This window comes from Marinobacter sp. 1-4A, from assembly GCF_016597725.1.
In the GTDB taxonomy this organism is placed as follows: domain Bacteria; phylum Pseudomonadota; class Gammaproteobacteria; order Pseudomonadales; family Oleiphilaceae; genus Marinobacter.
Genome location: NZ_VCGY01000005.1, coordinates 21,804 through 47,395 on the forward strand (window position 1 = coordinate 21,804; position 25,592 = coordinate 47,395).

At 52.8% G+C, this 25,592-nt stretch carries 20 protein-coding genes, 1 pseudogene and 1 riboswitch; of the genes and pseudogenes, 9 read left to right on the top strand and 12 right to left on the bottom strand.

Annotated elements, in window-relative coordinates; all coding sequences use genetic code 11:
• The first annotated feature begins 131 nt into the window (after window positions 1–131).
• Window positions 132–2,198 carry a TonB-dependent receptor plug domain-containing protein gene (locus FE845_RS11755; protein ID WP_200364810.1) on the top strand — a complete coding sequence of 689 codons (2,067 nt, stop codon included), beginning with the start codon at window positions 132–134 and terminating at the stop codon, window positions 2,196–2,198.
• 41 nt (window positions 2,199–2,239) lie between these two features.
• On the opposite strand, the gene FE845_RS11760 is transcribed toward FE845_RS11755, so the two are convergent.
• The 3 genes and pseudogenes from FE845_RS11760 to FE845_RS11770 all read right to left on the bottom strand — a co-directional run.
• Window positions 2,240–2,944 (bottom strand): anaerobic ribonucleoside-triphosphate reductase activating protein, encoded by a 705-nt coding sequence (locus tag FE845_RS11760; RefSeq protein WP_200364812.1) that lies wholly within the window; start codon window positions 2,942–2,944, stop codon window positions 2,240–2,242.
• A 1-nt stretch (window position 2,945) separates the two neighbouring features.
• Complete coding sequence (gene nrdD, locus FE845_RS11765; protein ID WP_200364814.1) at window positions 2,946–3,092, bottom strand: anaerobic ribonucleoside-triphosphate reductase; 147 nt, start codon at window positions 3,090–3,092, stop codon at window positions 2,946–2,948.
• A 92-nt stretch (window positions 3,093–3,184) separates the two neighbouring features.
• Window positions 3,185–4,885, bottom strand: a pseudogene (locus tag FE845_RS11770) (ribonucleoside triphosphate reductase); the annotation flags it as partial.
• A 176-nt stretch (window positions 4,886–5,061) separates the two neighbouring features.
• A riboswitch (cobalamin riboswitch) is annotated at window positions 5,062–5,267 on the bottom strand.
• 149 nt (window positions 5,268–5,416) lie between these two features.
• Between FE845_RS11770 and FE845_RS11775 the strand changes: the two are divergent.
• Genes FE845_RS11775 through FE845_RS11785 form a run of 3 tightly spaced genes read left to right on the top strand, consistent with a single transcriptional unit; the run spans window position 5,417 to window position 6,728 of the window.
• The gene (locus FE845_RS11775; RefSeq protein WP_200364818.1) at window positions 5,417–5,854 is read left to right on the top strand and encodes a tlde1 domain-containing protein; all 438 of its coding nucleotides are present in this window, start codon (window positions 5,417–5,419) and stop codon (window positions 5,852–5,854) included.
• Window positions 5,855–6,208, top strand: coding sequence for a hypothetical protein (locus FE845_RS11780; RefSeq protein ID WP_200364821.1), 354 nt, complete (start codon window positions 5,855–5,857; stop codon window positions 6,206–6,208).
• Entirely contained in the window at window positions 6,198–6,728 is a 531-nt protein-coding gene (locus FE845_RS11785) for a L,D-transpeptidase family protein (protein ID WP_200364823.1), read from the top strand. Before FE845_RS11780 ends, FE845_RS11785 begins: the two co-directional genes overlap by 11 nt.
• 24 nt (window positions 6,729–6,752) lie before the next feature.
• On the opposite strand, the gene FE845_RS11790 is transcribed toward FE845_RS11785, so the two are convergent.
• Both FE845_RS11790 and FE845_RS11795 read right to left on the bottom strand, forming a co-directional pair.
• Complete coding sequence (locus FE845_RS11790) at window positions 6,753–7,646, bottom strand: universal stress protein (protein ID WP_200364825.1); 894 nt, start codon at window positions 7,644–7,646, stop codon at window positions 6,753–6,755.
• Window position 7,647: 1 nt separating this feature from the next.
• Window positions 7,648–9,135 (bottom strand): SulP family inorganic anion transporter, encoded by a 1,488-nt coding sequence (locus tag FE845_RS11795; protein ID WP_200364827.1) that lies wholly within the window; start codon window positions 9,133–9,135, stop codon window positions 7,648–7,650.
• 194 nt (window positions 9,136–9,329) lie between these two features.
• On the opposite strand from FE845_RS11795, the gene FE845_RS11800 reads away from it, so the two are divergent.
• Window positions 9,330–10,610: an MgtC/SapB family protein gene (locus tag FE845_RS11800; RefSeq protein ID WP_200364829.1), complete on the top strand. Its 1,281-nt coding sequence runs from the start codon at window positions 9,330–9,332 to the stop codon at window positions 10,608–10,610.
• A gap of 25 nt (window positions 10,611–10,635) precedes the next feature.
• On the opposite strand, the gene alkB is transcribed toward FE845_RS11800, so the two are convergent.
• A complete protein-coding gene (alkB, locus tag FE845_RS11805; protein ID WP_200364832.1) occupies window positions 10,636–11,286 on the bottom strand; it encodes a DNA oxidative demethylase AlkB in 651 nt (216 codons plus the stop codon).
• A 143-nt stretch (window positions 11,287–11,429) separates the two neighbouring features.
• Here alkB and djlA point away from each other — a divergent pair, with 143 nt between their 5' ends.
• Window positions 11,430–12,206, top strand: a complete 777-nt coding sequence (gene djlA / locus FE845_RS11810; protein ID WP_200364834.1) for a co-chaperone DjlA — start codon at window positions 11,430–11,432, stop codon at window positions 12,204–12,206.
• Window positions 12,203–13,654 (top strand): amidase, encoded by a 1,452-nt coding sequence (locus FE845_RS11815; RefSeq protein WP_200364837.1) that lies wholly within the window; start codon window positions 12,203–12,205, stop codon window positions 13,652–13,654. Before djlA ends, FE845_RS11815 begins: the two co-directional genes overlap by 4 nt.
• Here FE845_RS11815 and FE845_RS11820 read toward each other — a convergent pair.
• The 3 genes from FE845_RS11820 to FE845_RS11830 all read right to left on the bottom strand — a co-directional run bounded on the left by FE845_RS11820 (window position 13,651) and on the right by FE845_RS11830 (window position 19,872).
• The gene (locus FE845_RS11820; RefSeq protein ID WP_227714303.1) at window positions 13,651–15,543 is read right to left on the bottom strand and encodes a 7TM diverse intracellular signaling domain-containing protein; all 1,893 of its coding nucleotides are present in this window, start codon (window positions 15,541–15,543) and stop codon (window positions 13,651–13,653) included. The genes FE845_RS11815 and FE845_RS11820 overlap by 4 nt on opposite strands.
• Window positions 15,544–15,697: 154 nt before the next feature.
• Entirely contained in the window at window positions 15,698–18,784 is a 3,087-nt protein-coding gene (locus FE845_RS11825; protein WP_200364839.1) for an efflux RND transporter permease subunit, read from the bottom strand.
• Window positions 18,785–18,789: 5 nt separating this feature from the next.
• Window positions 18,790–19,872, bottom strand: coding sequence for an efflux RND transporter periplasmic adaptor subunit (locus tag FE845_RS11830; RefSeq protein ID WP_200364841.1), 1,083 nt, complete (start codon window positions 19,870–19,872; stop codon window positions 18,790–18,792).
• Between the two features lie 336 nt (window positions 19,873–20,208).
• Between FE845_RS11830 and ilvG the strand changes: the two genes are divergently transcribed.
• Window positions 20,209–21,909 carry an acetolactate synthase 2 catalytic subunit gene (ilvG, locus tag FE845_RS11835; protein WP_200364843.1) on the top strand — a complete coding sequence of 567 codons (1,701 nt, stop codon included), beginning with the start codon at window positions 20,209–20,211 and terminating at the stop codon, window positions 21,907–21,909.
• Window positions 21,906–22,187: an ACT domain-containing protein gene (locus FE845_RS11840; protein WP_200364845.1), complete on the top strand. Its 282-nt coding sequence runs from the start codon at window positions 21,906–21,908 to the stop codon at window positions 22,185–22,187. The genes ilvG and FE845_RS11840 overlap by 4 nt, the downstream gene beginning before the upstream one ends.
• Window positions 22,188–22,234: 47 nt before the next feature.
• Here the strand turns inward: FE845_RS11840 and FE845_RS11845 are convergent, their stop codons facing one another.
• The 3 genes from FE845_RS11845 to FE845_RS11855 form a co-directional block, all read right to left on the bottom strand.
• The gene (locus FE845_RS11845; RefSeq protein WP_200364847.1) at window positions 22,235–23,416 is read right to left on the bottom strand and encodes a thiolase family protein; all 1,182 of its coding nucleotides are present in this window, start codon (window positions 23,414–23,416) and stop codon (window positions 22,235–22,237) included.
• A 173-nt stretch (window positions 23,417–23,589) separates the two neighbouring features.
• On the bottom strand, window positions 23,590–24,738 hold the full coding sequence (locus FE845_RS11850) for an acyl-CoA dehydrogenase family protein (RefSeq protein WP_200364849.1): 1,149 nt from the start codon (window positions 24,736–24,738) through the stop codon (window positions 23,590–23,592).
• Window positions 24,739–24,764: 26 nt separating this feature from the next.
• Complete coding sequence (locus tag FE845_RS11855) at window positions 24,765–25,526, bottom strand: SDR family NAD(P)-dependent oxidoreductase (RefSeq protein ID WP_200364851.1); 762 nt, start codon at window positions 25,524–25,526, stop codon at window positions 24,765–24,767.
• Between the last annotated feature and the right edge of the window lie 66 nt (window positions 25,527–25,592).

Genomic DNA, 25,592 nt, shown 5'->3' on the forward strand with positions numbered 1-25,592 from the left:
TCAAGAGATTAGGGTAAACGTTACTTTCCCATGATTACTTGATAAAGCTCAAATGATATTCATTTGCACTTAGATTATTATTGATAATGATTTGTATTTGCGCATAAACCCATATCACGTCCGGAGTTTTCATGACCCGCAATCGATTGAGCATTGCCATTGCTTTCGTGTCCGCCACCACGACCTTTGCAACCCCTGCATCCGCACAGCCCAAACACCTAGATGAACTCGTCATCACGGCGAAGGGTTATGAATCCGACACTCTAGAAACGGCCAGTGCGATAGAAAAACTGGCAGCTAGTGAATCAGCAGCAGCGAAAACCGCTGGAGATCTATTCAGAGGCAAACCAGGTCTCGCCGTTCAGGGCGACGGTGGCGCCTGGGGCGGCAACCCGGTCATACGTGGGTTAAAAAAAGAAAGCGTTGTTATGCTGGTAGACGGCGTACGACTTAATTCGGCACAACCTCAAGGTGCCATTGCGTCTCTTGCCGCCATGAGCCTTCTAGATAGTGTAGAGGTAGTGAAAGGGCCCGGCTCTGTGTTGCACGGAACAGGGGCTCTAGGTGGCGCGATCAATCTACGCACTCCTGAAGCTGAGTTTTCAGAGACTGCTGAGGTCCATGGGCGCCTCTCTGGTAGCACGGGAACGGTAGACAGCAGCCTTGCTGGCGGAGCCCTAGTTAAACTCTCAAGCAAAGATCATGGTCTGGTTCTCGGGGCAGCCGTTAAAGATGTAGACGACTACGAAACCCCGGCCGGTAATGTCGATAAAAGCGGTTACCGCTCGGAGTCCTTTCTCGCCAAGTACGCCTATAGGCTCAGCAATGATCAAAAGCTAACCCTGAACCTGCAAAAACATGAGGATCGCGATGTCTGGTACCCCGGCTCGGCAAAAACGGGTCCTGGCGGTAGTGGCACACTCATAATTCACTCCCCCAAACAGACCAGAACCCTGACTGAGCTGGGCTACGAAGGCTCGATCGGACCAGGAACACTTAAAGCCAGCATTTATCAACAGAATGTTGATCGGCAGATAAGAGCATTCTGGGATTTCAAAGACCGGAATCAGGTTTGGAACGACGTCAGCTTCGATACAGATGGCGCAAAAGCGCAATACAGAATGCCACTCGGCGGTGCCCATTTGGTTACTGTTGGATTGGAGGCTTGGGAGATGACCGCAGACCCTGCACGCTTTACCTATAGCCCGCCGATGTCAGACACGGCTGTGTCCAACTCTCCATTTCGAGATGGAGAAATACAAAGCCGGGGTGTGTTTGTGCAAGACGACATAGCAGCAGGCAACTGGAACATTCAATTCGGTGCCCGATATGACAAAGTTACTGGCGATGCCCGAGTAGTGGGCAACGGCCCGGGCGCGCGAACGACCGGCTTGGAAAGCAGTGCCGAAACCCTTTCTTGGTCAACCGGCGCTATCTACAACGCGAGTGCTATGGTCAACCCCTTCATCTCATTAGGGACAGCCTACCGAGCCCCGGATATGCGGGAACGTTTTGAAGACGCATCCCGTGGCGACGGCTATTTCCACAAAGGGAACCCCCAACTCGACCCGGAAAAATCCACCAGTGCAGAGATTGGCCTGAAGGGGCGCGGTCGCTTCGGTGAGTATCAGCTTGCGGCGTTTTATACCCGAATTGATGATTACATTGCTGGGCGAGTAACGGGTGCCAACAACCCGGCCAACAACCTACCTATAAAACAAACGGAAAATCTGGATGAAGTAACAATCTACGGGGCGGAGGCCGGGTTTATTATGCCGTTTGAAGCACTGGTTGCCAGCGCTCCTTCCGTTGATATCGACGGCAGCCTCACCTGGCTTCGAGGTGAAAACAAACAGGATAATGAGCCGTTATACCAAATGCCAGCGCCGGAATTGACACTGGGTGTAGGCCAACAATCCCGCCCGGGATTCAATTGGCATGGTCAGGTTCGTGCGGTAGCAGAACAGGATAGAACTGCAGATACTTTCTCCAACAATACAGAAACCTCAACGCCCGGCTATGCGACCGTGGATATAACGCTAGGGTGGAACTTTGACTCAATAGGCGATATGAACAAGCTTAAATTCACCTTAGAAGGCAACAACCTGTTGGACAAACAGTATCGAGCTCACCTTACTGACGGTGACATTCTGTCACCTGGCAGAGGTCTTGTTGCAAGACTTGAGAGTAATTTTTAACTCAGACAACGCCAAAGGGCTCCGAAAGCTGGAGCCCTGAATCACGCCCGCACATCAAACTCCTCTGATACAGCCGCTAACGCATACCGGAGTTTTTCGATGTCAGGTGTCGCGATATAGCTATTCCCCAACGTTGGATTCAGCATTTGTGCGGTACGGGCCACTTGTACCGAAAACCGCTTTACCCCTCTGTTTGCCAACTCTCTGCTGATACCCAACACTTGCTCAATACTATGCAGAGCGCCATGCCACGTCATCCGGCACTCAAAATTAACCCCTGAGTCCCTCAACACGTCGATGGCGGCCCAGCTATCTATACCTGAGCGGCTACAGGTGGTTACGGGTTGGTACCCTGAAGGTAACGCTTTGATGTCCAGACCGACCCAGTCTAGCCATGGCAATAACGGGCGGAGCGATTTTAGACTGGGCGCTCCCGTGTGAAGCCCGTTTCGAAACCCCATATCCCGGGTTTGCTGCAGAGCGGGTAACAGTGCTTTCTGAATCGTGGGTTCTCCCCCGCTGAACACCACGGCATCTAGCAACCCTTTGCGCCGCTTTAGGTGGCTACAAACCCTTTGCCACGTGGGTGCGCCATCCAGCGGCTTCAGCGGAATCAGGTGTGGGTTGTGGCAATAATGGCAACGCCAGGGACAACCCTGTAAAAACAGGGTTGTCGCCAGATGTTGCGGATAATCAACGGTCGAAAAGGCTGTCATACCGCCTATCACCAGGTTATCCGCAAGCATATCAACGCTCCTTAAAATGAGTACGTTCATGGTGCTCTGATTGCTTGCCTTTGTTAAAGGCAGAAACAGGGCGGTGATAGCCCATAACCCGCGTCCATACTTCACAGCGTTGGCGTTGATTTTCGTTGGGTAGCTTTTGGTTTTCCATAACATCTCCTTTGCATTTGCTTCTTGAGGAAATCCGGTAGGTCGCTTTGTTCGCAGTTACCCACCGTCAATATCGGAGCGGTGCTCCGAAATTCAGGCAATCGCTGCAGCAGCCATTTGCGTATTCTGGCCCGTCATCAGCAACTCATCACATTTGGGGCAGAACTCGTGCTCGCCGTTGAGATAGCCATGTACAGGGCAAATGGAGAAGGTGGGCGTTACCGTGATATACGGCAGTCGATAGTTTTCCAGAACACGCTTGACAAACCGGCCACAGGTGGCCGCATCGCTGATGCGTTCACGCATATAGAGGTGTAACACCGTGCCGCCCGTGTAACGTGTTTGCAACTCATCCTGCAGATCCAGCGTTTCAAAAGGGTCATCAGTAAAACCTACGGGCAGCTGACTGGAATTGGTGTAATAAGGTGCATCATGCGTTCCCGCCTGCAGAATGCTTGGAAAGCGTTTTTGGTCTTCCTTGGCAAACCGATAGGTGGTGCCTTCTGCCGGGGTTGCTTCAAGGTTATAAAGGTTGCCGGTCTGTTCCTGAAACTCCTTCATTCGATCCCGAACATGATCCAACAACCCCAGCGCAAACGCTCTGCCCCACTCGGTAGCAATATCTTCGCGATCGTCCGAATAATTTCGGATCATTTCATTTAGCCCATTCACGCCAATGGTAGAAAAATGGTTTCGCAGAGTACCCAAATAACGTTGGCTATAGGGCAGCAGCCCGTCGGCCATGTGTCGGCTTATTATTTCTCGCTTTACTTCCAGACTATCCCGTGCCAACTCCATCAGTTCATCTAATCGAGCATATAGCGCCTGCTTGCGGCCTTTGTATAAATACCCCAGCCGGGCACAATTAATCGTTACCACGCCAAGAGAACCGGTTTGTTCTGCAGAGCCGAACAAGCCATTGCCGCGTTTTAGCAGTTCTCTCAGGTCCAGTTGTAAACGGCAACACATGGATCGCACCATGCTGGGTTCCAGGTCTGAATTGAGGAAATTTTGAAAGTAAGGCAGGCCATACCGCGCTGTCATTTCAAACAGGCGCTGGGCATTTTCAGATTCCCAATCAAAATCCCGAGTAATGTTGTAGGTAGGAATCGGGAAAGTGAATACCCGATTTTTACTGTCTCCAGCAGCCATCACCTCAATGTAGGCTCGGTTGATCAGATCCATTTCTAACTGCAGATCACCGTAGCTAAAAGGCATCTCTTCACCGGCGATGACCGGTATCTGTTCTCGTAGATCCTCCGGGCAAACCCAATCAAAGGTGATGTTGGTAAAGGGCGTTTGGGTGCCCCAGCGTGAAGGCACGTTGAGGTTGTAAACAAACTCTTGGATGCACTGGCGTACTGTTTCGTAATCCAGATTATCCTTGCGGATAAAAGGTGCCAAGTAGGTATCGAAAGAGCTGAAGGCTTGAGCTCCGGCCCATTCGTTTTGCAGCGTACCCAAGAAGTTTACCATCTGGCCGATGGCGCTCGATAAGTGCTTCGGGGGTGCTGACTCCACCTTACCGGGCACGCCGTTAAGGCCTTCATGCAATAAGGTACGCAGCGACCAACCAGCACAGTAGCCACTCAACATATCTAGATCGTGTATATGAAGGTCTGCCTCACGGTGCGCCTGTCCGATGGTTTGTGTATAGACATCATTAAGCCAATAGTTGGCGATGACTTTTCCGGCAGTGTTCAGAATCAGGCCACCCAGAGAGTAGCCCTGATTAGCATTGGCATTGACTCGCCAATCGCTTCGCTGAAGATATTCGCTGACGGTTGCCGAGATATCCAGTAACGAAGGTTCAACTGGCTCGGGAATTGCGGGGAAAGCTGGCATGTTACGACTCCTGGTATCGCGTCAGGTATATTCCCTTCGCATACACAGGAGGCCGTTCACATAGGGTTATCCAACGGATAGTTGCCCCGTGCAATTTGCCAACTGTTTACCCTGAGTCGCGAAGGTGCAGTGTTGAGTGTCTTGGCTGGTCTTCGGACTCAGGGGCGTGAACCTTTCGGATCTGCCTTACGTGACGACTTCCCGGTTTTCACCAGTGTCTTCATTGCTACGTTTGTTCCCCAATACCGCTGCGCGTCAGCTCCGGAGTCTCACCGGATTCCCCACCACAAAACACAACATATAGTGGAAAGCCAAGACAGAATCACTATATACACCAAAACCATAAGTCGCAATAGAAATATATGATTAGCACCTTAAGATAGTTTTTGGGCTTGACCCAGCATTCAGACCGAGAATTTTTTTGCCTTGACTAGAGCCAAAAGGTAGCATTGGTAAATCAATAATTGACAAGGATGTCTAATGAAAATTAGCTTCAGTATTACCGACCGTACCCTTACTCTGAAAACACACGCTAATTCGCTTACTATACCGGCTACTAGTGGTCGCGGTAGCTGTATGAACAATGCCATACAAGCCTGTATTTCCAAAAAAAATGAAGGTCCGATACCCATTGGCACCTATTACATAGTGCCGTCCGAGTTAAGCGACCCAAGTTTATTAGGAGATTTAGCGCGACGAACACAGGGCGACTGGGGAGACTGGCGAGTAAGGCTCCACCCGGACAATAGAACAGCGACTTTCGGTCGCGACGGCTTTTTTATTCACGGTGGCGACACATCCGGTTCGGCTGGTTGCATTGATGTTGGCGGCGGGATATTTGGTAACAACCATACTGATCGATTAAGAAATGCCATTGAGTCGAGTCAGGTTCGCATTCCGGTTGAGGTTGTCAAGTAAATGGCCGCTCGTGCTCTTGTGATACTACTCTGGATACCCATTACTGCCTTCGCTGAAGTAACCGACAAAGTCCAGAGCTATCCAAGTATGTGGTTTTCAGCACTGCTTCTGGCTGCTTTGCTCGGTGGCCTTTCCTATCTCAAGCCTCTGTTTCTAATACCAGCTGTCGGCATTTCCTTGTTCCTAGCTTACGGTTATTACGACATGGAATCAGATCATGTGCTCCGGCAAGTGGTGCTCAACGAAATGGGAGAAAGCTATTTCATTTTTGGTTACCTATCATCTTTCACAACGTTAACTGCTGCTCTATTCGGGGCTTTTTGTTCTAGACTCCACAGCAAACATGAAGCATAAGTGGTTCATTGCTATCATTGTGTTACTGGCTACGCTGGTTATCGCTTTGTATTTTATAGATAAAAAACTACCAATGTTGCTAGCCAAAGATCTGCCAGCTGCTGATTCCGTGCTGGTCAAAAAGGCGGAAAGAAAGCTCTACTTGGTACGGGACGGTTTAACTTATCGAGCCTACAACATCGCCCTTGGTGGAAACCCAGAAGGGCATAAGCAACAGGAAGGTGATCAACGCACACCCGAAGGCCGATATTTGCTCGACTGGAGAAATATCAAAAGCGCCTACCACCGATCATTACATGTTTCATATCCCAACTCGAAGGATCGCACACAGGCTGCTGCCATGTCGGTTCCCCCCGGAGGCATGATCATGATTCACGGCCAGCCCAACGGCCTAGGTTGGCTAAGCCCGCTGCTTCAGCTCTGGGACTGGACAGACGGCTGCATTGCGGTAAGCAATGTAGAAATTGAAGAGATTTGGCGCGCAGTAGGTAATGGCACGCCAATCCTTATCGAGCCTTAACAAGCTCAAAACCATCAAGGTGAACTAACGAAGAATAACCAGCGGCTTCTCCGCTGTTCTCAGCATGTTTGTAGTCGTGCTGCCAACAAAGAACTGGCGAATACGGGAGTGGCCGTAGGCACCCATAACGGTGATATCGATACCGTTCTTTTCCTGATAGCTGTGTAGAGCCTGCTCCACATCGCCGGCCAGAATGGTCAGGGTGATATCCGCATCAAGCGGCGCCAGCATCAGCTTAGCCTTCTCCAACTGGCCCCAATGCTCTTTCGTGTCTGATCCGACCATCACTAGGTGTAAGGGCATGCCTTTGAGTACTGGGCTGCCAGCCAGCAGCTCTACGCCTCTAAACGCTGTGGCACTGCCGTCGAACGCGAGCATGGCCGTGCGCGGTGTTGAAAACTCGTCTGGCACCAGCAAAATCGGCCTATGTACACTGCGGATTACGGTTTCGAGCTGACTGCCAACGCGAGCCTCCCGATCCGAACTGCTTTCGCCGTGCAAGCCCATGACAACTAGCCGCGTTTCATCTTCAATGGCCAGCAAAGATTCGGTCAAGTCACCATGGCGTTGGCGCTTTTTGATCTCGCCAAGACCGGCACCCTGCAACCTGTGGACGGCTTCGTCCAACATGTGGTTACCGTGTTCCAACGCCAGTTTGGCCCGCTTACGATCCAGCTGCGCCAGCTCATCGAGCAGGTGCTCACGACTACCCAAGCCAATATTACCGGCAAGATCTGGCTCTGACGGATAACGCTCTTCGTCAAGTACATGCAGAAGCGTTAGCGGTGACCCCATATGCTTGCTGGCCCAAGCTGCATAGTCGCATACGGCTGGCGCTGCGCGGGAGCCGTCCACACAAGCCACAACGTGCAACGCATCCTGCTCGGTTGCTTGGGAATTTCCGTTTGTATCTTGCATATTAGTGGCCCATCAGCTGATCAATGCCTTCCGGCTTATCGTGCACACCAAAACGGTCAACGATGGTTGCGCTGGCCTGATTCATGCCTATCACTTCCACCTCCGCACCGTCTCGACGGAATTTGATAATGACTTTGTCGAGCGCGCCTACGGCAGTAATGTCCCAAAAATGGGCACGGCTCACATCTATAACCACTTTATCGACCACTTCGCGGAAATCAAATGCCGCCACGAATTTTTCTGAAGAGCTGAAAAACACTTGGCCCATCACCTTATAGGTGCGCGTGCCCGATTCTTCATCCAGAGTGGACTGCACTTCCATAAAGTGCCCGATTTTGTTGGCGAAAAACAGAGCCGCGAGCAACACACCGGCAAACACACCCAGCGCCAGATTGTGGGTTGCAACAACCACGCACACGGTGACCAGCATCACAATATTGGTGGAGAGCGGGTGAGTTTTCAGGTTGCGGATGGACTCCCAGGAGAAGGTGCCGATAGACACCATGATCATGACTGCAACCAAAGCAGCCATGGGAATTTGCACCAATATGTCGTCCAGCACCACAATCATCACCATCAGGAATACACCAGCGGTGAACGTGGAAAGCCGACCTCGACCCCCGGATTTTACGTTGATAACCGATTGCCCAATCATCGCACAGCCAGCCATACCACCGAACAGACCGGAGCCTATGTTGGCAATGCCCTGCCCTCGGCATTCGCGGTTGCGGTCACTTTCCGTATCGGTTAGGTCATCCACAATGGTCGCAGTCATCATGGACTCCAGTAAGCCCACCACGGCCAGTGGAATAGAATACGGCAAGATAATCATCAGGGTTTCAAGGTTCAGCGGTACATCAGGCCAAAGGAATATGGGCAGGGTATCGGGCAGTTCGCCCATGTCGCCCACCGTGCGCACGTCTATATTGAACAGCACGGCAACAATGGTCAGAGCCACGATGCAGATCAGTGGCGAGGGCAGCAGTTTGCCCAGCATCGGCACATAGGGGAACAGGTAAATAATGCCCAGCCCTGCCGCTGTCATGGCGTACACATGCCAGGTTACGTTCGTTAGTTCGGGCAGCTGTGCCATAAAGATTAGGATAGCCAGAGCATTCACAAAGCCCGTAACCACGGAGCGCGACACAAATCGCATTAGGCTGCCCAACTTCAGCCAACCGGCCAGGATTTGGATTACACCGGTTAACAGAGTGGCTGCCATCAGGTATTCGAGGCCATGCTCCTTAACCAGCGTAACCATCAGCAACGCCATAGCGCCGGTTGCCGCCGAGATCATTCCCGGGCGACCACCCACAAAGGCAATGATCACGGCAATACAAAACGAGGCGTATAACCCAACTTTGGGATCGACGCCTGCGATGATCGAAAAAGCAATTGCTTCCGGAATCAACGCAAGGGCAACCACGATCCCGGCGAGCAAATCGCCCTTAATATTGGAAAACCATTCGGCTTTCATTGTATTTAACATAGCTTTGGGTACCCGGGTGGCTGCGCGGTTTAATGAGGATAGGATTGCCGTTGCTTGAATTGCGGATGACGGCAAAATAAAGGGCGCGAATTCTATCAAAATACGGGTTCCGGCGTAAGGGTGCCTGTCCTCCAAGCCTTACTGGCTGTTATTATCCCGGCAACACCTACACCCGAAAGGAGTTACATTCGTTCATGGACGATGTTGCATCCCAGTTTCTTATCGCGAACCAGACCACATTTAATCTTGCCGTAGCCCTTCTTCTGGGCGCCATCATAGGTTTAGAGCGAGGCTGGGGATCGCGCGAACAGAAATCCGGCGAGCGCATAGCCGGCATTCGCACCTTCTCTCTTATTGGTCTTCTGGGCGGCATCTCTGCGGTACTGGCGCAGGAGATTACTGTGTGGGCATTTCCTGTTCTTCTGCTCAGCGTGGTCGCAATGGCGATTGTGGCTTACAGCGAGCGGCTCGATCATATTCGTAACTTCAGCATCACCGGCATGGTGAGCATGGTGCTCACCTTCTGCTTTGGCGCCATAGCGGTAGCCGTCGATCCGGTCATGGCAACGTCTGCAGCAGTAATCACAGCCATTATTCTCGATAACAAAGATGAAATTCACGGCTGGGTGCACAAACTCCAAGCCCACGAACTGGATGCAGCACTCAAACTTCTGGTTATTTCGGTTGTAATGCTGCCCTTGCTGCCCAACGAGCAAATGGGCTCTGGTGGCGTGCTAAACCCCCGTGAGATTTGGTGGATGGTGGTAATGATCGCATCTATATCCTTTGTGGGATATTTCGCCATGCGAGTGGCGGGCACCAGCAAAGGTATACTTTTTACCAGCCTGTTTGCGGGTTTAAGCTCTTCCACCGCCCTCACCCTGCACTTTGCCCGTCAGGCTGACAGGCACCCTGACCTGAATGCCCAATTTGCTACAGGTATTCTGATTGCCTGCGGCACTATGTTCCCCCGCATTCTGGTGTACTGTTTCATTATTAACCGGGAGTTGTTACCAAGTCTGGTCGGGCCTGTAGCGGTTATGACTATGCTGCTCTATATACCGGCAATCATTATATGGCGCAGGAACTCAGGCACAGCTCAGGTTAGCCAGCCAGCGCTTAACCAAAACCCGCTAGATCTGAAATCCGCTTTGGTTTTCGGCATGCTGCTAACAGCTATCCTGCTACTGGGTGATTTCTTGGAAAACTGGCTGGGGGATACCGGCATCTATATGTTGGCGGCCACCTCGGGCATTGCGGATGTAGACGCCATCACCTTGTCGCTCACCCGCATGTCGAACAACGGCCTGGCCATGGATGCAGCTGTTCTCGGTATTGTTATTGCTGCGGCCACCAACAATTTGGTCAAGTCTGGCATGGCTTGGGTGATCGGCAACCGAAAAATCGGGGTTTATGTGGCCGGGCCTATGCTGCTATCACTGGCCGCGGGGCTTTTGGTGGCTGGGTTTCAATGACCAAAGTTGCCAGAATCACTCACTGTTAACGGGCGCAGCGGAACGTGAGATTGTATCGGCAAGTGCCAGTCAGCGGGTGCTCTCCGGCCTTGAGCGTAAGCACACCGTGATAACGCAATCGTGACGACCCACCCCAGACCACCACATCGCCATGGCCTAGCGGAATATTTCTTGGCCGTTCGCCGCGTACCAGCCCGCCAAATTGAAACACTTGAGGCAAGCCAAGCGATACAGACACTATCGGCTGAGTGAAATCTTGCTCGTTTTTGTCCTGATGCAGCCCCATTTTTGCACCGGGCTCATACCGATTGATCAGGCAGGAATCCGGGATGAAATCGGCATAGCCCGCTGTCTGAGCAGCTGATTGGGCCAAATGAGCAAAGGCAGACGGCATTATCGGCCAAGGTTTGCCAGAACTGGGGTCTTCCCGCTGATAGCGATACCCTCGCGCATCAGTCACCCAACCATAGCTTCCACAACAACTCATGGCCGCAGACATTCTGTGACCGCCGGGTGTTGTCATGTGCCGAAAAGGCGCCAAGGCGACTATCTCGCTGATTTCTTTCAGCAGATCATGCCCCTGTGTCGTGGCAAATTGCCTAAGCACAAGTGCACCCTCCGAGATGTGCTCAGTGAAGGCTTCAGTAGGCAGGTCTGCGAACAGGTCAGGCGTCATAAATGCTATGTTTATCACAAAAAATAGGCTCGCATACAAGCGCTAATGAAAACAGATGGCCTGAATGAAAGCCTGTTCATGAAGATCCTCCAAAAAACACGTATATTCTGTAGCCTTATCCATAATTCCTAAAGGACGCTTTAATGCTGTTTGCAATGATCATTGGTGGTTTGATTGGTTACGCCTTTGGCAAATTCCCCGGCTTTCTTGTGGGGGCAGCTCTTGGCGCATTTTTGCTTAACCGGCTGAAAACCCGCCTGATTGGCAAACTCCAGAACATCCAATCCGGTTTTATTGAATCTGTATTTGCGGTTATGGGCGCCCTGTGTAAAGCCGATGGCGTGGTTTCAAAAGACGAAATCCAGATGGCAGAAGCCATGTTCGTGCGCTTTCGCCTGAACGAAGCCCAGCGCGAAACAGCCAAAGCTGCCTTCAGCCGCGGTAAGGCCGACGATTTTGATCTGGATGCCGAACTGAACCACTTTTTGACCATCAGCGGACGCCAGCCTGCTTTCCTACAGATGTTTCTGCAGGTGCAAGTTTCCGCAGTTGCGGCCGACGGTGTTGTTCATCCAGCAGAGCACGAGATGCTTGTTCGTGTTGCTCGCGGCCTTGGCCTGCCTGAAAGCCAAGTAGATCAACTGGAAGCCATGTTACGCGGCGCGCACGCGGGCCAGACCGGCGGCCAACGATCTACCGCACAACAAACCGACGATGCTTATAAAGTGCTGGGGGTTTCTCCATCAATTAGCGATGCAGAGCTGAAAAAGGTGTACCGCAAGCTGATGAGCGAGAACCATCCAGACAAGCTTGCGGGTCGGGGTCTTCCGGAAAGCATGCGCGAAATGGCAGAAGAACGCACACAAGAAATCACCCATGCCTACGACGTTATTAAAGAATCCCGGAGAAGCAATGCATGAGCCAGTCTGCTGACGCGGCACATACTGCACATACCTTCACCAACGACGCGCTGGGCAACGATGACGCAACAGCCTTGGCAGAACGCATTCGCAACCGCGAAGTTTCCGTTACCGAAGTGACCCAAGCCGCCATCGACCGCCTCCACATAGCCGAACCACTGGTGCACGGTGTTATTGCGGAACGCTACGAACAAATGCTGGAAGCCGCAGCCAAGCTGGACAAAGAGAAAAGCCTGGCAGATACGCCATTTTTCACCGGCGTGCCAACGTTTATAAAAGACAACACGAATGTGGCCGGAATGCCCACGCGCCAAGGTTCGCAAGCTGTCCCTCCCGGACACCTTGTAGAAGACACTAGCCCTTTCGCGCAGCAAATGCTGGCGCAGGGCTTTTTATGTCTTGGCAAGTCCACCATGCCTGAATTTGGATTTAATGCGTCTACCGAGCCGGTTCATGATGCACCAACCCGAAACCCCTGGAATCTTGCGTTTTCCAGCGGCGCTTCCTCGGGCGGTGCAGCCGCGTTGGTGGCAAGCGGCGCTGTGCCCATTGCCCACGCTAACGACGGTGGCGGCTCCATTCGGATTCCCGCTGCGTGTTGTGGACTGGTGGGCTTAAAGCCAACTCGCGGGCGCGTTATCGACAATGATGCCGCAAAATCACTGCCTATCAACATTCTCAGCGACGGAGTCGTTACCCGGTCGGTGAGAGACACTGCCAATTTTATCTATCAGGCTGAACAGTATTTCCGAAACCCAAAACTACCAACCATCGGCAAAGTAGATGGCCCATCTACGAAGCGGTTAAGAATCGGCTTGGTTATCGACTCCATTAATGGTCACAAGACCGACGATATGACTCGCCAAACCGTTGAAGCCACTGCACGAAAACTAGAAGCTCAAGGCCACACTATTGAGCCTGTAACAACACCTGCAAACTCGCAATTCCCTGACGATTTTGCCATGTACTGGGCGTTGTTGGCTTTTGGCATGAAGCTCAACGGTCGCAAGATAACCCACTCAGGATTTGATAAGCGGCAGGTAGACGGTCTAACTGAAGGTTTGGACAAAATGTTCAAGCGGGGTTTCTGGAAGATGCCTGCGGTTTTGTGGCGCTTGCGCCGTGCCAGGTTCGAATACGCCGATGCTATAAAAGGCTTGGATGCCGTGCTGACACCGACTCTGGGGCACACCACTCCGAAGTTGGGTCATCTCACCCCTAAAGTACCTTTCGATGTACTGTTTGGTCGCCTAACCCGATACGCGAACTTTACACCGCTAGCCAACGTTACCGGCTCACCCGCGCTGTCGATTCCCATGGCCATGACGCCCGAGAACCTGCCAATTTCAGTGCAGTTCATGGGCAAACACGGCGATGAACGCACACTACTGGAATTGGCGTTTGCTCTAGAGTCTGAATACTCACCTTGGGCTGCGCCGAGGGGCTAGGCTTGAACGTTAGCTGTGGTCGCGTCCTCGCTGGGCGCTGACCAAGCCACCACACAATTACGCCCTCTAGCTTTGGCCTGATATAGCGCTTCATCTGCTTTGCTAAAAAGCGCTTCAGTGGCATCTGAACTGGCAGGTAGCTCCGAACACACCCCCACACTCACTGTAAGATGAAGTGTTTGCCCCGACAACGGAAAAGCCATTTTTTCAACGGCTTTACGAATACGTTCGGCAACGTCAACGGCCCCTTTATGTGGCGTGTTCGGCAGCAGTACAACAAACTCTTCCCCACCATAACGTGCAGCCAAATCCTGAGGCCGCGTTACCAACTGCCGCACACATTGAGCGACCATCTTCAAACAATCATCACCCACCAAGTGGCCGTGGTTATCGTTAAATTGTTTGAAGTAATCAATGTCAAGCAGCAAAAGTGAAAGGGGCTCTTGGTGCCGGTAGGCATGCACCACCGCAGACTGAAACACCCTATCAAAGTGGCCACGATTTTTAAGCTCTGTTAACGCGTCTGTTGAACTCAGCTCCAACAGTTGCGAGTTCAACCGCTCAAGATCGCGGGTACGCTCTTGCACTCTCTCTTCAAGCAAGGCATTGGCTTCCCGCTGTATTTCCAGAGTTTTCGCCTGAGCTATCCGAGCCTTACGTTCCTCGCGCAAAAGCCCTTGCTGGGCCTCAAAAACTCGCTTCTTGTCTTTGTTAAGCCGATCTGCCAAAGCAATGGACAGTAAGATAACGCCAAGGGCAGAGCCAACCTGAGTAGCATTCTCCGTTAGCAGATTGCTGGGCAGCAGGGTGAACTTACTGAGCGCCAGTACAAGCCCGCCGGACAATACGAACACCCAAGCAAAGGTGTAATATCGGGCTGCCGGATCTTTTTTGACCCACCGGACAATACTCAATAGCAACAAGGTTGTGCAGCCGACAGAAGCCACTAATATTGTTGGTAAAATTAGGTACTTATAAGGTATCAAAAAACCACCGGCAGCCATCAACCCGGCGGCCACCACAATCCCCTGCGTCCACGGGTTTAGCACAGGGTGGTTTTCGCGGGTAACATTTATAAATCTGAGCGTGAAGGTCCCTCCAAACAGAACCACCAAGCTGAGAAAAACGATAATAGATTGGTCATTCCACCAGATTGCTTCCGGCCATAGATACTGAAACGCCACGCCGTGAAAGCTGGACAGGAATAACGGCATAGCAACCATGAATCCTACATAATGAAGGAAACTACGCTCCCCGACTGCTAAAAACACAAACAGGTTATACAGAATCATTACCAGAACAATGCCATAGTAAAGCCCTTCAAACATGCTCCGAGCCTGCTCTACTGAATAAAATGCATTTTGATTCCACAACGTCAGCGGAACCTGCATAGAGCTGGTGGTTTTTACACGAAGGTAAACCGTCGTTTTCTCTTTGGAGGCAAGCGTGATGGGTACAACAAAATTGCGATGCAGAATTGGCCTGTCATAAAAGGGCTGTTTGTCACCCAAAATCAGCGGCGCTTCTAGCTGTTGGTTGGGGTTGATATATACCTCGATGTGGTCGAGGACCGGATAACCGATTTCAAGGAACGTATTGGCTTCTGTGCCAGTGACGTTTTCCAGTTTCACTCGAAACCAGTAAATATGCTGACCATAGCCAAGATTGACACTATCGGTGCCATTACGAGTCCAGACATCACCACCCAAGTTGGTGATTTCGGAAATACCTGCGCGCTCTGCTGCTGGCTCCTGCCAGTAGTCGACATAGCTGGCCAATTCCATGTGCTTAGAGTGTTTTCCCCACATGGCCACCTGATCGGCAGAGTATGCCGACACGGACATAAACAGTAGGATGAATATGCATAACAGCCCGAAGTGTTTTTGCAAAAACCAGCCCCGATTTTACGCTGACCAAATGTGTCGCTTAGCTTTATGCTAGAAGTATGGCCCAAGCTTCGGTTTTTTACCTACCCTTCGTACTAATTGGCGCAAATCAACAAAAAAAGCTACAAACCGCACTCATAAGTGCGGTTTATTTACATCATTGTGCTGGTTGTGATCGGCGAAATATTTTGCGGACAGCCTGCCCCACTCGCTCACCCAACACCAGCATCGCCGGTGTTAACAACAGTGTCAGAATGGTGGCAAATGCCAGACCACCGGCGATAGCGCTTGAAAGCTGCGCCCACCATTGGGTTGATGGCGCGCCCAGCCCTAGGGAGGGAGTGAGCAGGTCCACGTTGACACTTAGTACCATCGGCATCAGCCCGAGCACCGTGGTAACAGCTGTGAGCAACACGGGACGCAAACGCAGGCAGCTGGTTTCAAGCGCCGCCTCATAGGCCTCCATACCGTCCTTTTTCATCTGATTGTAGGTGTCGATCAGAATGATGTTGTTGTTCACAACGATACCCGCCAGCGCAATAATGCCCATACCCACCATTACGATCCCGAAGGACTGGCCGTTCAGCAGTAACCCCAAAAGCACCCCCGCTGTGGAGAGAACAATAGCCGAAAGGATCAAAAAGCTCTGATAGAGCGAGTTGAATTGGGTCACCAGAATAAGCAGCATCATGGCAATCGCGATCAAAAACGCACTGATCAGGAAATTAGAAGCCTGTTGCTGGTCTTCGTTTTCACCAGCAAACTTTACCGACACACCCTCTGGTGTATCAGGGAGCTTGGCTTGCAACTGTTTCAACAAGCTGTCCACCTGCTCTCCCGGCTGAATATCGGATTTGATGGTAATGGTTCGCTGGCCATCGACACGGGCAATGCTGCCGGTTTTGTGCCCCGGCTGCAGATCGAGAAATTGTGATAGAGGCACCTGCCCCCGAGCCGTGTTAATCGTTTGACGTTGCAAATGATCCAGCTCGCGCCAGTTGTTGGGAACCCGCACGGCAATGTCTACCTCATCCCGAACGTCTTCCGGTCGGAACGTAGCTAAAACCAAACCGTTGGTGACCAAACGAACGGCGCTGCCAATGCTAAGTACATCGGTTCCGAAACGGGCAGCCGCTTCCCTATCCACTTCCAGTCGCCATTCAATGCCCGGCAAGCTTCGGTCATCTTCAATATCCACAAAGCCGCCTTGGGCGCGCATCTGATCCTCGATTTGATCAACATAGCCGTTGAGCTTGGAGCTGTCCCGACTGCTTATTTGAAGCTCTATCGGTTTGCCGCCAGCAGGGCCGTTTTCCTGCTCGCGAAACTCCAACTCAATGCCCGGAATACCCTTCGTGCGAGCCAAAAAGTCATCCAAAATGGCACTTGCCGGGCGCCGGGTAAACCAGTCGGTAAACTGGAACTGGAGCACCCCAATCACATCGGGTGCCATTTGCGTACTGGTGCTCAGCATGGAACGCGCATAAACCGCTTTCACCTCCGGCATACCCTGCAAGCGCCCCTCAACCTGACGCACAATGGCGTCCCGTTCCATAACAGAAAGGTCACCCCGGGCGCGAATCTGCACCTGAGCAGAGTCTGGCTCTACGCTGGGGAAAAATTCGATGCCATAGTTGAATTTGCCGTAGGCGACGTACACCAACACAACCACACCCAAAACGCCCACCAGCGTAAATCCGGGATATGAGAGCAGTGCGGAAAGCAACTTGCGGTAGCCCTGCATCATTCGCCCGTTTTCACTAACGGTGCGTGCACGGCGCCCGCCGCTTACGCCGCCCAGCACCGGTAAAAACACCAGAGCCATGGCAAGAGAGGCAATCAAACAGATGATTACGGTAATGGGTAGGAACTTCATGAATTCACCCACCACGCCAGGCCAAAACAAAAGCGGCACAAACACCGCAAGGGTGGTGGCGGTAGACGCAATTATCGGCCAGGCCATTCTGCTTGCAGCTTCCGCCCAAGCGCTTTTCACGGTATGACCTTCAGACAAATTTCGGTCTGCAAGTTCCGATACCACAATGGCTCCGTCCACCAGCATTCCGGCAACAAGAATAAGGCTGAAAAGCACCACAATGTTGAGGGTGAGCCCCATGCTCCAGATAACCAGAATGCCGGTGAGAAAGGCTCCCGGAATGGTAAGCCCCACCAGCAAAGCAGAACGTGGCCCCATAGCGGCAATGATTACGATGATAACCAATACTATGGCGGTCAATACGTTGTTGAGCAGATCGCTCAGCAGGTCGCGAACCTCATCGGACTGATCCATGATGTACCGCACATCCAGAGCATCCGGCAGCTGCGGCTGAGCACGAGTGATTAACTCCCGTACCTGAGCCACGGTTTCGATGATGTTAGCCCCGCTGCGTTTGGATACTTCCAGCACCACGGCTGGCTCACCATTAATGCGGGCAAACCCAGTCGGATCTTTGAAGGTACGCTGTAGCATGGCGACATCGCCGAAGGTGACCACGGTATCGCCATCAACTTTCACAGGCATAGACATAACGTCTTCGATATTTTCAATAACGCCGGGCACTTTGAGTGTCATACGACCATTGCCGGTGTCCAGTGACCCAGCTGCCACTAGCTGATTATTGCGGGTCACTAGGCTGCTGAGCTGGTCAAAATCTATGCCGTAGCCTTCCAATACCTGAGGGTCCACAATAATTTCCAACAGGTCTTCCCGGTCACCACCGATCTCCACCTCCAGAACTTCAGGAATCGCTTCGATAGCATCCTGAAGCCCACGGGCAATCGTGATCAGCTCGCGTTCAGATAAGGGCCCGGACAAGCCAATGGAGAGTACCGGAAACAAAGAAACGTTGATTTCGTTCACCCGCGGTTCGTCGGCTTCCCGTGGTAGCTTGCTACGGGCCGTGTCTACTTTTTCCCGAACGTCTTGCAAAGCGGTGTCCGGATCAAAGCCAGCATCGAATTCCAGCATCACAGAAGCATGCCCTTCAGATGCAGTGCCACGCATTTCTTTTACTCCCTCGAGGGAACGCAGCTCCTGCTCCATGGGGCGTACCAACAACCGCTCCGCATCCTCCGGGCTTATACCTTCCAGTGTCATGGAGATATAAATCATGGGAATGGTGACGTCTGGGTTAGCCTCCCGCGGGATAGCCTGAAATGCCGCAATACCCCCAAGCGTTAGAAAAAACAGTGTCAGCAATGTGGTGCGGCTGCGGTCTATGGCCGCAAAAATAAGTGCGCGCATCGTGTTTAGCCCCGCTCTTCGGAGGCGTCAACAGCTTCTACCAGCTCGCCCTCGCTAACAAAACCCGCACCCCGGGTAATCAGGCGAGTCTCGTCTGGCAGGCCTGTCACCCAGGCTCCTTCGGTGGACACACTGAGCAACCTCACGTTGCGAAAAACGACACGGTTCTGCTCATCCACATACTTCACACCCGGACGACCATCGTCGCCAAGTGAGAGATACGCCGGGGAGATAAACGTGGCTTGCACATCAGCCAGAGCAACCCGAAGGTTGGCGCTACCGCCAGCGATACGTTTCCGTTCGGGGTTTTCCACCGCAATCTCAACCGCAAAACTTCGGGTCTCAGGATTTGCAGCACTGGCTACAAAGGTAACCACCCCGTCGAGCGCCTCTCCATCCAGTGGTCGTACCCGTACGCTTTGGCCCGGTGCGACTTGTGCAACGGACTGCTGGGGCACCTGCCCTCTGGCCTTGAGACGGTCTATGCGCACCAGTTCATACAAGGGCGAGCCCACCTGAACTAAGCTGCCAGCGTCAACGTGTTTACGATTGATCACCCCTTCAAAAGGTGCTGTGGGTCTAAGATGGGAAACGGCAAGCTGCGCGCTTTTCAATTCCGCGCGCGCCGCCGCTAATTCACTTTCAACATTAAGAATTTCCGACTGGGAAGCCAGATTTCTAGAGCCAAGCTTTTGCGCTGCAGACAAATCCGCTTCCAGCTTTTTAACCCGCGCTTGCCAGCGCTGAACCCCAGCGCCCCGGCCATCTTCAGACAAGGTTAAAAGCTCGTCTCCAGCGTTAACTGTATCGCCAAGTTCTGCCGCAATAGACTCCACCGTACCCGCAACCCGTGCGCTCAGGGTAACTGCACTCCAGGGTTCCAGTTGGCCCTGCAACAACAAGCCCGGCTCGTATAGCTGTGCATTGAGCGTGGTCACCTGAACCCGTGTTCGCTCCTGTTCTGCAACCTCGGGTTCTGCAGGTGCTTCAGTACTGGCCTCTTTGATTTCGCCGGTTGCCATCCAGATAATCAACGCAATCACAACAATCACGGACAGACCCAGCGAACTCCATTTTACTTTGCTCATTAGGTACCTACACAGCCTGAAGTTGGTGAACAACAGCTCAGAAAGCAGCGTTGTTTGAAAAATAAAACGATTAAACGGTTGCAACCGGTTTAAATCGTGGGGTAGATTCTACACAGAATCATTGATCGAATTCAGAGCAGATTGTCCGTTTTATGAACCTCAACTCAGTAATTATCCTTGCAGTGCTAGTCCTCGTGGTAGTGATACCTTCCGGGGGATTTTGCGTGGATAATCGGGTGAGATAGCGACAAACCTGACACAAACACCAGAAACCCCCGGCACCGAAAGGTCCCGGGGGTTTCTTTTTTGCGAAAGAAAAAAATAGGGAACACGATAATGAACGGCGCACAGCACATTCTCGACGCATTCCATCGCCACAACATCCAAACGGTTTTCGGTTATCCCGGTGGCTGCATCATGCCGCTGTACGATGCACTGGTGGACGATGTGCGTGTGGAGCATGTGCTCTGTCGTCACGAGCAAGGCTGCGCTCTGGCCGCCGACGGCTACGCCCGGGCCAGCGGCAAGCTGGGGGTTTGTATTGCCACATCCGGCCCGGGTGCCACCAACCTGATTACAGGCGTTGCCAATGCGCACCGGGATTCTATCCCCATGTTGGTTATTACCGGTCAGGTTCCATCGGCGCTTATTGGTACCGATGCCTTTCAGGAAACCGATGTTTTGGGTATGACGCTTGGCATCGTTAAGCACAGTTATTTGATTGAGAGCGCAGCCGAGATACCCGGAATTCTTGAAGAAGCGATGGACCTCGCACAAAGCGGTCGGCCCGGACCGGTTTGGATCGATATTCCTAAAGACATATTACTGGAGGACGTAACTGCTGCACCGATGAACACACAGGCACAGCCAAATGACACCTGCCCCGATCTCGAAAGCGCGATAGCTTTGTTGCGCACCGCTCGTAAGCCGCTGCTTTATAGCGGTGGCGGGATTAGCTTGGCCCACGCAGAGGAAAGCTTTCGGGCGTTTGCCGAGTGCTCCGCGATGCCCGCAGTAGTAACCCTTAAAGGTATAGGAAACTCCGGCAAACACAGTGCCCACAACCTCGGCATGCTGGGTATGCACGGTTCCCGCGCTGCCAACAGAGCCGTAGACGAATGCGACCTTTTACTGGTTATTGGTGCTCGTTTGGATGACCGCGCCACCGGCAAGCTCGATGGCTTCGCACCCAATGCCCGAACAATTCACATCGATGCCGATGCGGCAGAATTCAATAAGCTCCGAAGTGCTGACGTTGCGCTTCGCGGGGATCTAAACACTATTCTAGGTGAACTGACCCGCGCTCTTAGGGAAACCCCTCTGGTAATCAACGATTGGCGCAAGCAGTGCCAAGCCTGGCGTACAACGGGTGGGTTTCAGGCAGCAGATAACGAAGAGCCCTTGGCGCCCATTACCGGCCCAGCTTTTATCAGCCAGCTTTCTCGCACCGCACCAGACGACACCATCATTGCCTGTGATGTTGGTCAGCACCAGATGTGGGTTGCCCAGCATTACCAGTTTGATCACCCACGGCATCACCTTACCAGTGGGGGCCTTGGCACTATGGGTTTTGGATTACCAGCGGCTATAGGCGCACAGTTTGCCAATCGCGAAAGCACGGTAATCAATGTTACCGGCGATGGTTCCTTCATGATGAACGCACAGGAGCTGGCCACTATTCGCCGATATAACCTGCCCGTTAAATTGATCATTATGGACAACCAGTGTTTGGGCATGGTTCGTCAACAACAGGAGCTGTTCTACAACAATCGGGAAAGCCAAATTAACCTCGATGACAATCCGGATTTTGTTGCCATGGCCCGGGCATTCGATATTCCTGCCCTGAAAATTGAACGCACAGATCAGGTGCGGCGAGGAATTGAAACCATACTGGCATACAGCGGCCCTATGCTGCTGCACGTGGCTATTGCACGCGATGAAAACGTTTGGCCTATCGTAAAACCGGGCGGAAGCAACAAAGAGATGATTGATGAAACTCGCCGCACTGCAGCGGACAAAAAGGAGATGACCGCATGAAGACCGAGAGCAGCCATAATGCAACAAGCTATACCATTACTTGCCGTATGAATCACGAAGCCGCAGCACTTGAGCGCCTATGCCAAGTGGTTCGCATCAGGGGGTTTCGCATTGCGAAGATGGCGGTGGAGACCGCAGACGGGGCGCTGGATATCGCGCTAACCATTCAGGGCACTCGCCCTGTCGCTATGCTTCAGTCTCAGCTTGAAAAGCTGCACACGGTAGCGGAGGTTAAGCTTGCGGCGCCGGTGGTGGCTGCCGCAAGTTGTATTGCGTGATTCAGTGTAAGCAGGGCAAGCCGTTACTTGCCCCGCTTACATAAACATCAGATCAGCTCGATAGCAACCGCTGTCGCCTCGCCGCCGCCAATACACAGCGAAGCAACACCGCGCTTGAGGCCCTCCTGTTTTAGAGCGTTCATCAGCGTGACCAGAATACGTGAGCCGGAGGAGCCTATGGGGTGCCCTAACGCACAGGCGCCGCCGTAGACGTTCACTTTGTCTGCATCCAGTCCCAGCTCGTTGATCGCCAATAAGGAAACGACGGCGAAGGCTTCATTGATCTCAAACAGATCTACATCTTCCTTGGTCCATCCTGCCTTTTTCAGCACCTTCTCGATGGCACCGATGGGGGCCAGTGTGAACTCAGCGGGCAGCTGGGCGTGAGTGGCGTGGGCGACAATTTTTGCCTGAGCAGTCAGGCCGCGTGCTTGCGCTTCCTCAGCCGAGGCCAGCACCAGAGCCGAAGCACCATCGCTGATGGAGCTGGCGTTGGCCGCCGTTACGGTGCCGTCTTTTTTGAACGCCGGTTTCAGGTTGGGGATTTTCTCGGGCCGAGCATTCCCGGGTTGTTCGTCCACGCTCACCTGAGTATCGCCACCACGGGCGGATACGGTCACAGGGCAAATTTCCGGCTCGAACCAACCATTGCTGATCGCCGCATTGGCTCGTTCTAACGACCGAATGGCAAAGTCGTCCATCTGCTCACGGGTAATCTTGTAATCGTCTGCGCTCTTCTGGGCAAACACGCCCATCAGGCCACCTTCGTAGGCATCTTCCAAACCATCCAGGAACATGCTGTCCATTACCTGTCCATGGCCCATACGCATACCGCCACGTGCTTTTGGTAGCAGGTAAGGCGCCTGGCTCATGTTCTCCATGCCTCCAGCAATCATAATATTGTTGGTGCCAGCTTTAATCTGATCATGGGCCATGATCACTGCTTGCATACCGGAGCCGCACATTTTGTTCACAGTGGTGCATCCGGAGCTGTCAGGAATACCTGCGCCACGGGAGGCCTGGCGAGCAGGGGCCTGACCCAATCCGGCAGGCAAAACGCAACCCATGATCACTTCTTGAACATCTACAGGCTGCAGTCCGCTGCGCTCAATGGCTGCTTTGATAGCAGCAGCGCCCAAATCCGGAGAGCGTACGGAACTCAGGGAGCCCATCATTCCGCCCATGGGGGTTCGGGCGGAGCCGGCTATTACTACATCGTTTTCTTTCATGGAGACTGTCCTCAGGTTTGGGAGCGCGGGCAGGTGCGGGTGGCCCTTCAGAAACACGCTGTAAATACATCCCTGTACGCTCGACAAAAGCAATCCATGGCTTTTGACGGTTTCTGAAGAGCCACCCGCACCTGCCCGTTCAACGTTTATATCTGTTCGCAGGATTTAAAAGATTAGCGACCTAGAACCGATCGGGCGATAATCTCCTTCATCACTTCCGAGGCGCCGCCGTATATGCGCTGCACACGTGCATCCATAAAGGCACGGGAAATGGGGTATTCGGTGGTGTAGCCATAGCCGCCAAACAACTGTAAGCAGCCATCTGCAACACGGCACTGCATTTCGGTGGCGCTGTATTTGGCCATGGAGGCGGTGGGTGCATCCAGCTCACCGGCTTCGTACTGGCTGATGCATTGAATCACAAACGCCTTGTTAACCTGATAATCGGTTTCCATGCGGGCGATTTCAAAACGGGTATTCTGCAATTGAGCCAGCTTCTGACCGAACAACTCCCGCTCTTGGGCGTATGCAATGGTTAGATCTAACGCACCTCTGGCCGCAGCTACGCCAAGCGCACCTATAACCAACCGCTCCCGCGGCAGCTCCTGCATCAGATAAACAAACCCCTTGCCCTCTTCGCCAATAAGAGCCGATGCTGGCACACGCATATCGGAGAAGAACAGCTCAGAGGTATCGCCACTGTGCTGGCCTATCTTGTCGAGATTCCGCCCTTTGCTGTATCCCGGCAGGCTGGTGTCCACCAGAAATAGGCTGATACCTTTGGCTCCGGCAGAGGGGTCGGTTTTCGCGGCAACAATCACCATGTCCGCGTGCTGGCCATTGGTGATGAAGGTTTTCGATCCGTTCAGAATATAGTCGTCGCCATCGCGCACTGCACTCGTGCGCATCGCTTGCAGGTCACTTCCGGCACCCGGCTCGGTCATGGCAATGGCGCCCACCACCTCTCCCGACACCATTTTTGGCAGCCATTGTTGCTTCTGGACTTCATTCCCCAAATGGCTGATGTAGGGAGCAACGATATCCGAGTGCACCATTACATTGGTGGAGAGCGCACCAAACCCCATGCGTGCCAGCTCTTCGCCAACAACCACAGAGTATTGGAAAGGTGCGCCACAGCCGCCGCAATCCTCGGGGATGTCGACGCACAACATGCCTGCATCGCCAAGAGTGTTCCAAAGCTCACGGGGTACAAGGCCAGCCTTTTCCCAAGCCTCGTAATGGGGCGCAACTTCTGTTTCCAAAGCCTTGATGACAGATGAACGGAACAGAGCCAGTTCTTCTTGATCTACCGTGTTTGTCATTGCGCTCTCCTTTAATGGTATTGGATTTATCTAGGCGCCATGCGCAAAGCGCAGTCCAGCCGGATGGTTTCGCCATTCAAAATGGGGTTGCGCACCATCTGGTCCACCATCATGCCAAATTCAGCAGGCTCGCCCAGACGTTTCGGGAACGGCAGCGTTGCCGCCAAGCTGTCCTGAACTTCTTGCGGCATACCGGACATCATCGGGGTCATGAACAGACCCGGTGCAATGGTGTTTACACGAATGCCTTCGCGAGCAAGCTCACGGGCCGATTGAATCGTTAAACCCACAACTCCGCCTTTCGAAGCACTGTACGCTGCTTGACCTATTTGTCCCTCGTAAGCCGCCACTGATGCCGTGTTGATGATAACGCCGCGCTCGCCGTCAGCATTAGGTTCGCGCTGGGCCATATCGGCGGCAGCAAGCCTCAGGATGTTGAAGGTACCAATCAGGTTGATCTGTATAACCTTGCTGAAGCTCTCTAACGGCATAACACCATCGCGCCCCAGAATCTTGGCCGCGGGGCCAATGCCTGCGCAATTTACAGCAATGCCACAAAGGCCATGGGCTTCACGGGCAGCAGCTAGTGCCGCTTCCGCGCTTTCAGCGGAGCTCACGTCGCAGTGCACAAAGATTCCGCCTATATCCGCTGCAACCTTCTCACCCTGCTCTTTTTGCAAATCAAAGATCGCTACTTTACAACCAGCAGCAGCCAGCGCCCGAGCCGCGCCCTCGCCAAGCCCTGAAGCGCCACCTGTTACAATGGCTGGTACATTATTGAATTCCATTAACTTCTCCCTTCGAATTGGGTGTTATCGGCTGGATTGGCCCGCATTAATGTTTACGTTAACGTA

Coding starts and splice junctions, on each gene's coding strand:
- FE845_RS11775 (WP_200364818.1), top strand. CDS start 5,417: ATGAAAATTAGCTTCAGTATTACCGACCGTACCCTTACTCTGAAAACA.
- FE845_RS11780 (WP_200364821.1), top strand. CDS start 5,855: ATGGCCGCTCGTGCTCTTGTGATACTACTCTGGATACCCATTACTGCC.
- FE845_RS11840 (WP_200364845.1), top strand. CDS start 21,906: ATGAAGACCGAGAGCAGCCATAATGCAACAAGCTATACCATTACTTGC.
- FE845_RS11815 (WP_200364837.1), top strand. CDS start 12,203: ATGAGCCAGTCTGCTGACGCGGCACATACTGCACATACCTTCACCAAC.
- ilvG (WP_200364843.1), top strand. CDS start 20,209: ATGAACGGCGCACAGCACATTCTCGACGCATTCCATCGCCACAACATC.
- FE845_RS11850 (WP_200364849.1), bottom strand. CDS start 24,738: ATGACAAACACGGTAGATCAAGAAGAACTGGCTCTGTTCCGTTCATCT.
- FE845_RS11830 (WP_200364841.1), bottom strand. CDS start 19,872: ATGAGCAAAGTAAAATGGAGTTCGCTGGGTCTGTCCGTGATTGTTGTG.
- FE845_RS11800 (WP_200364829.1), top strand. CDS start 9,330: ATGGACGATGTTGCATCCCAGTTTCTTATCGCGAACCAGACCACATTT.
- nrdD (WP_200364814.1), bottom strand. CDS start 3,092: ATGGAAAACCAAAAGCTACCCAACGAAAATCAACGCCAACGCTGTGAA.
- FE845_RS11795 (WP_200364827.1), bottom strand. CDS start 9,135: ATGTTAAATACAATGAAAGCCGAATGGTTTTCCAATATTAAGGGCGAT.
- djlA (WP_200364834.1), top strand. CDS start 11,430: ATGCTGTTTGCAATGATCATTGGTGGTTTGATTGGTTACGCCTTTGGC.
- FE845_RS11760 (WP_200364812.1), bottom strand. CDS start 2,944: ATGCTTGCGGATAACCTGGTGATAGGCGGTATGACAGCCTTTTCGACC.
- FE845_RS11825 (WP_200364839.1), bottom strand. CDS start 18,784: ATGCGCGCACTTATTTTTGCGGCCATAGACCGCAGCCGCACCACATTG.
- FE845_RS11755 (WP_200364810.1), top strand. CDS start 132: ATGACCCGCAATCGATTGAGCATTGCCATTGCTTTCGTGTCCGCCACC.
- FE845_RS11845 (WP_200364847.1), bottom strand. CDS start 23,416: ATGAAAGAAAACGATGTAGTAATAGCCGGCTCCGCCCGAACCCCCATG.
- FE845_RS11855 (WP_200364851.1), bottom strand. CDS start 25,526: ATGGAATTCAATAATGTACCAGCCATTGTAACAGGTGGCGCTTCAGGG.
- FE845_RS11785 (WP_200364823.1), top strand. CDS start 6,198: ATGAAGCATAAGTGGTTCATTGCTATCATTGTGTTACTGGCTACGCTG.
- alkB (WP_200364832.1), bottom strand. CDS start 11,286: ATGACGCCTGACCTGTTCGCAGACCTGCCTACTGAAGCCTTCACTGAG.
- FE845_RS11790 (WP_200364825.1), bottom strand. CDS start 7,646: ATGCAAGATACAAACGGAAATTCCCAAGCAACCGAGCAGGATGCGTTG.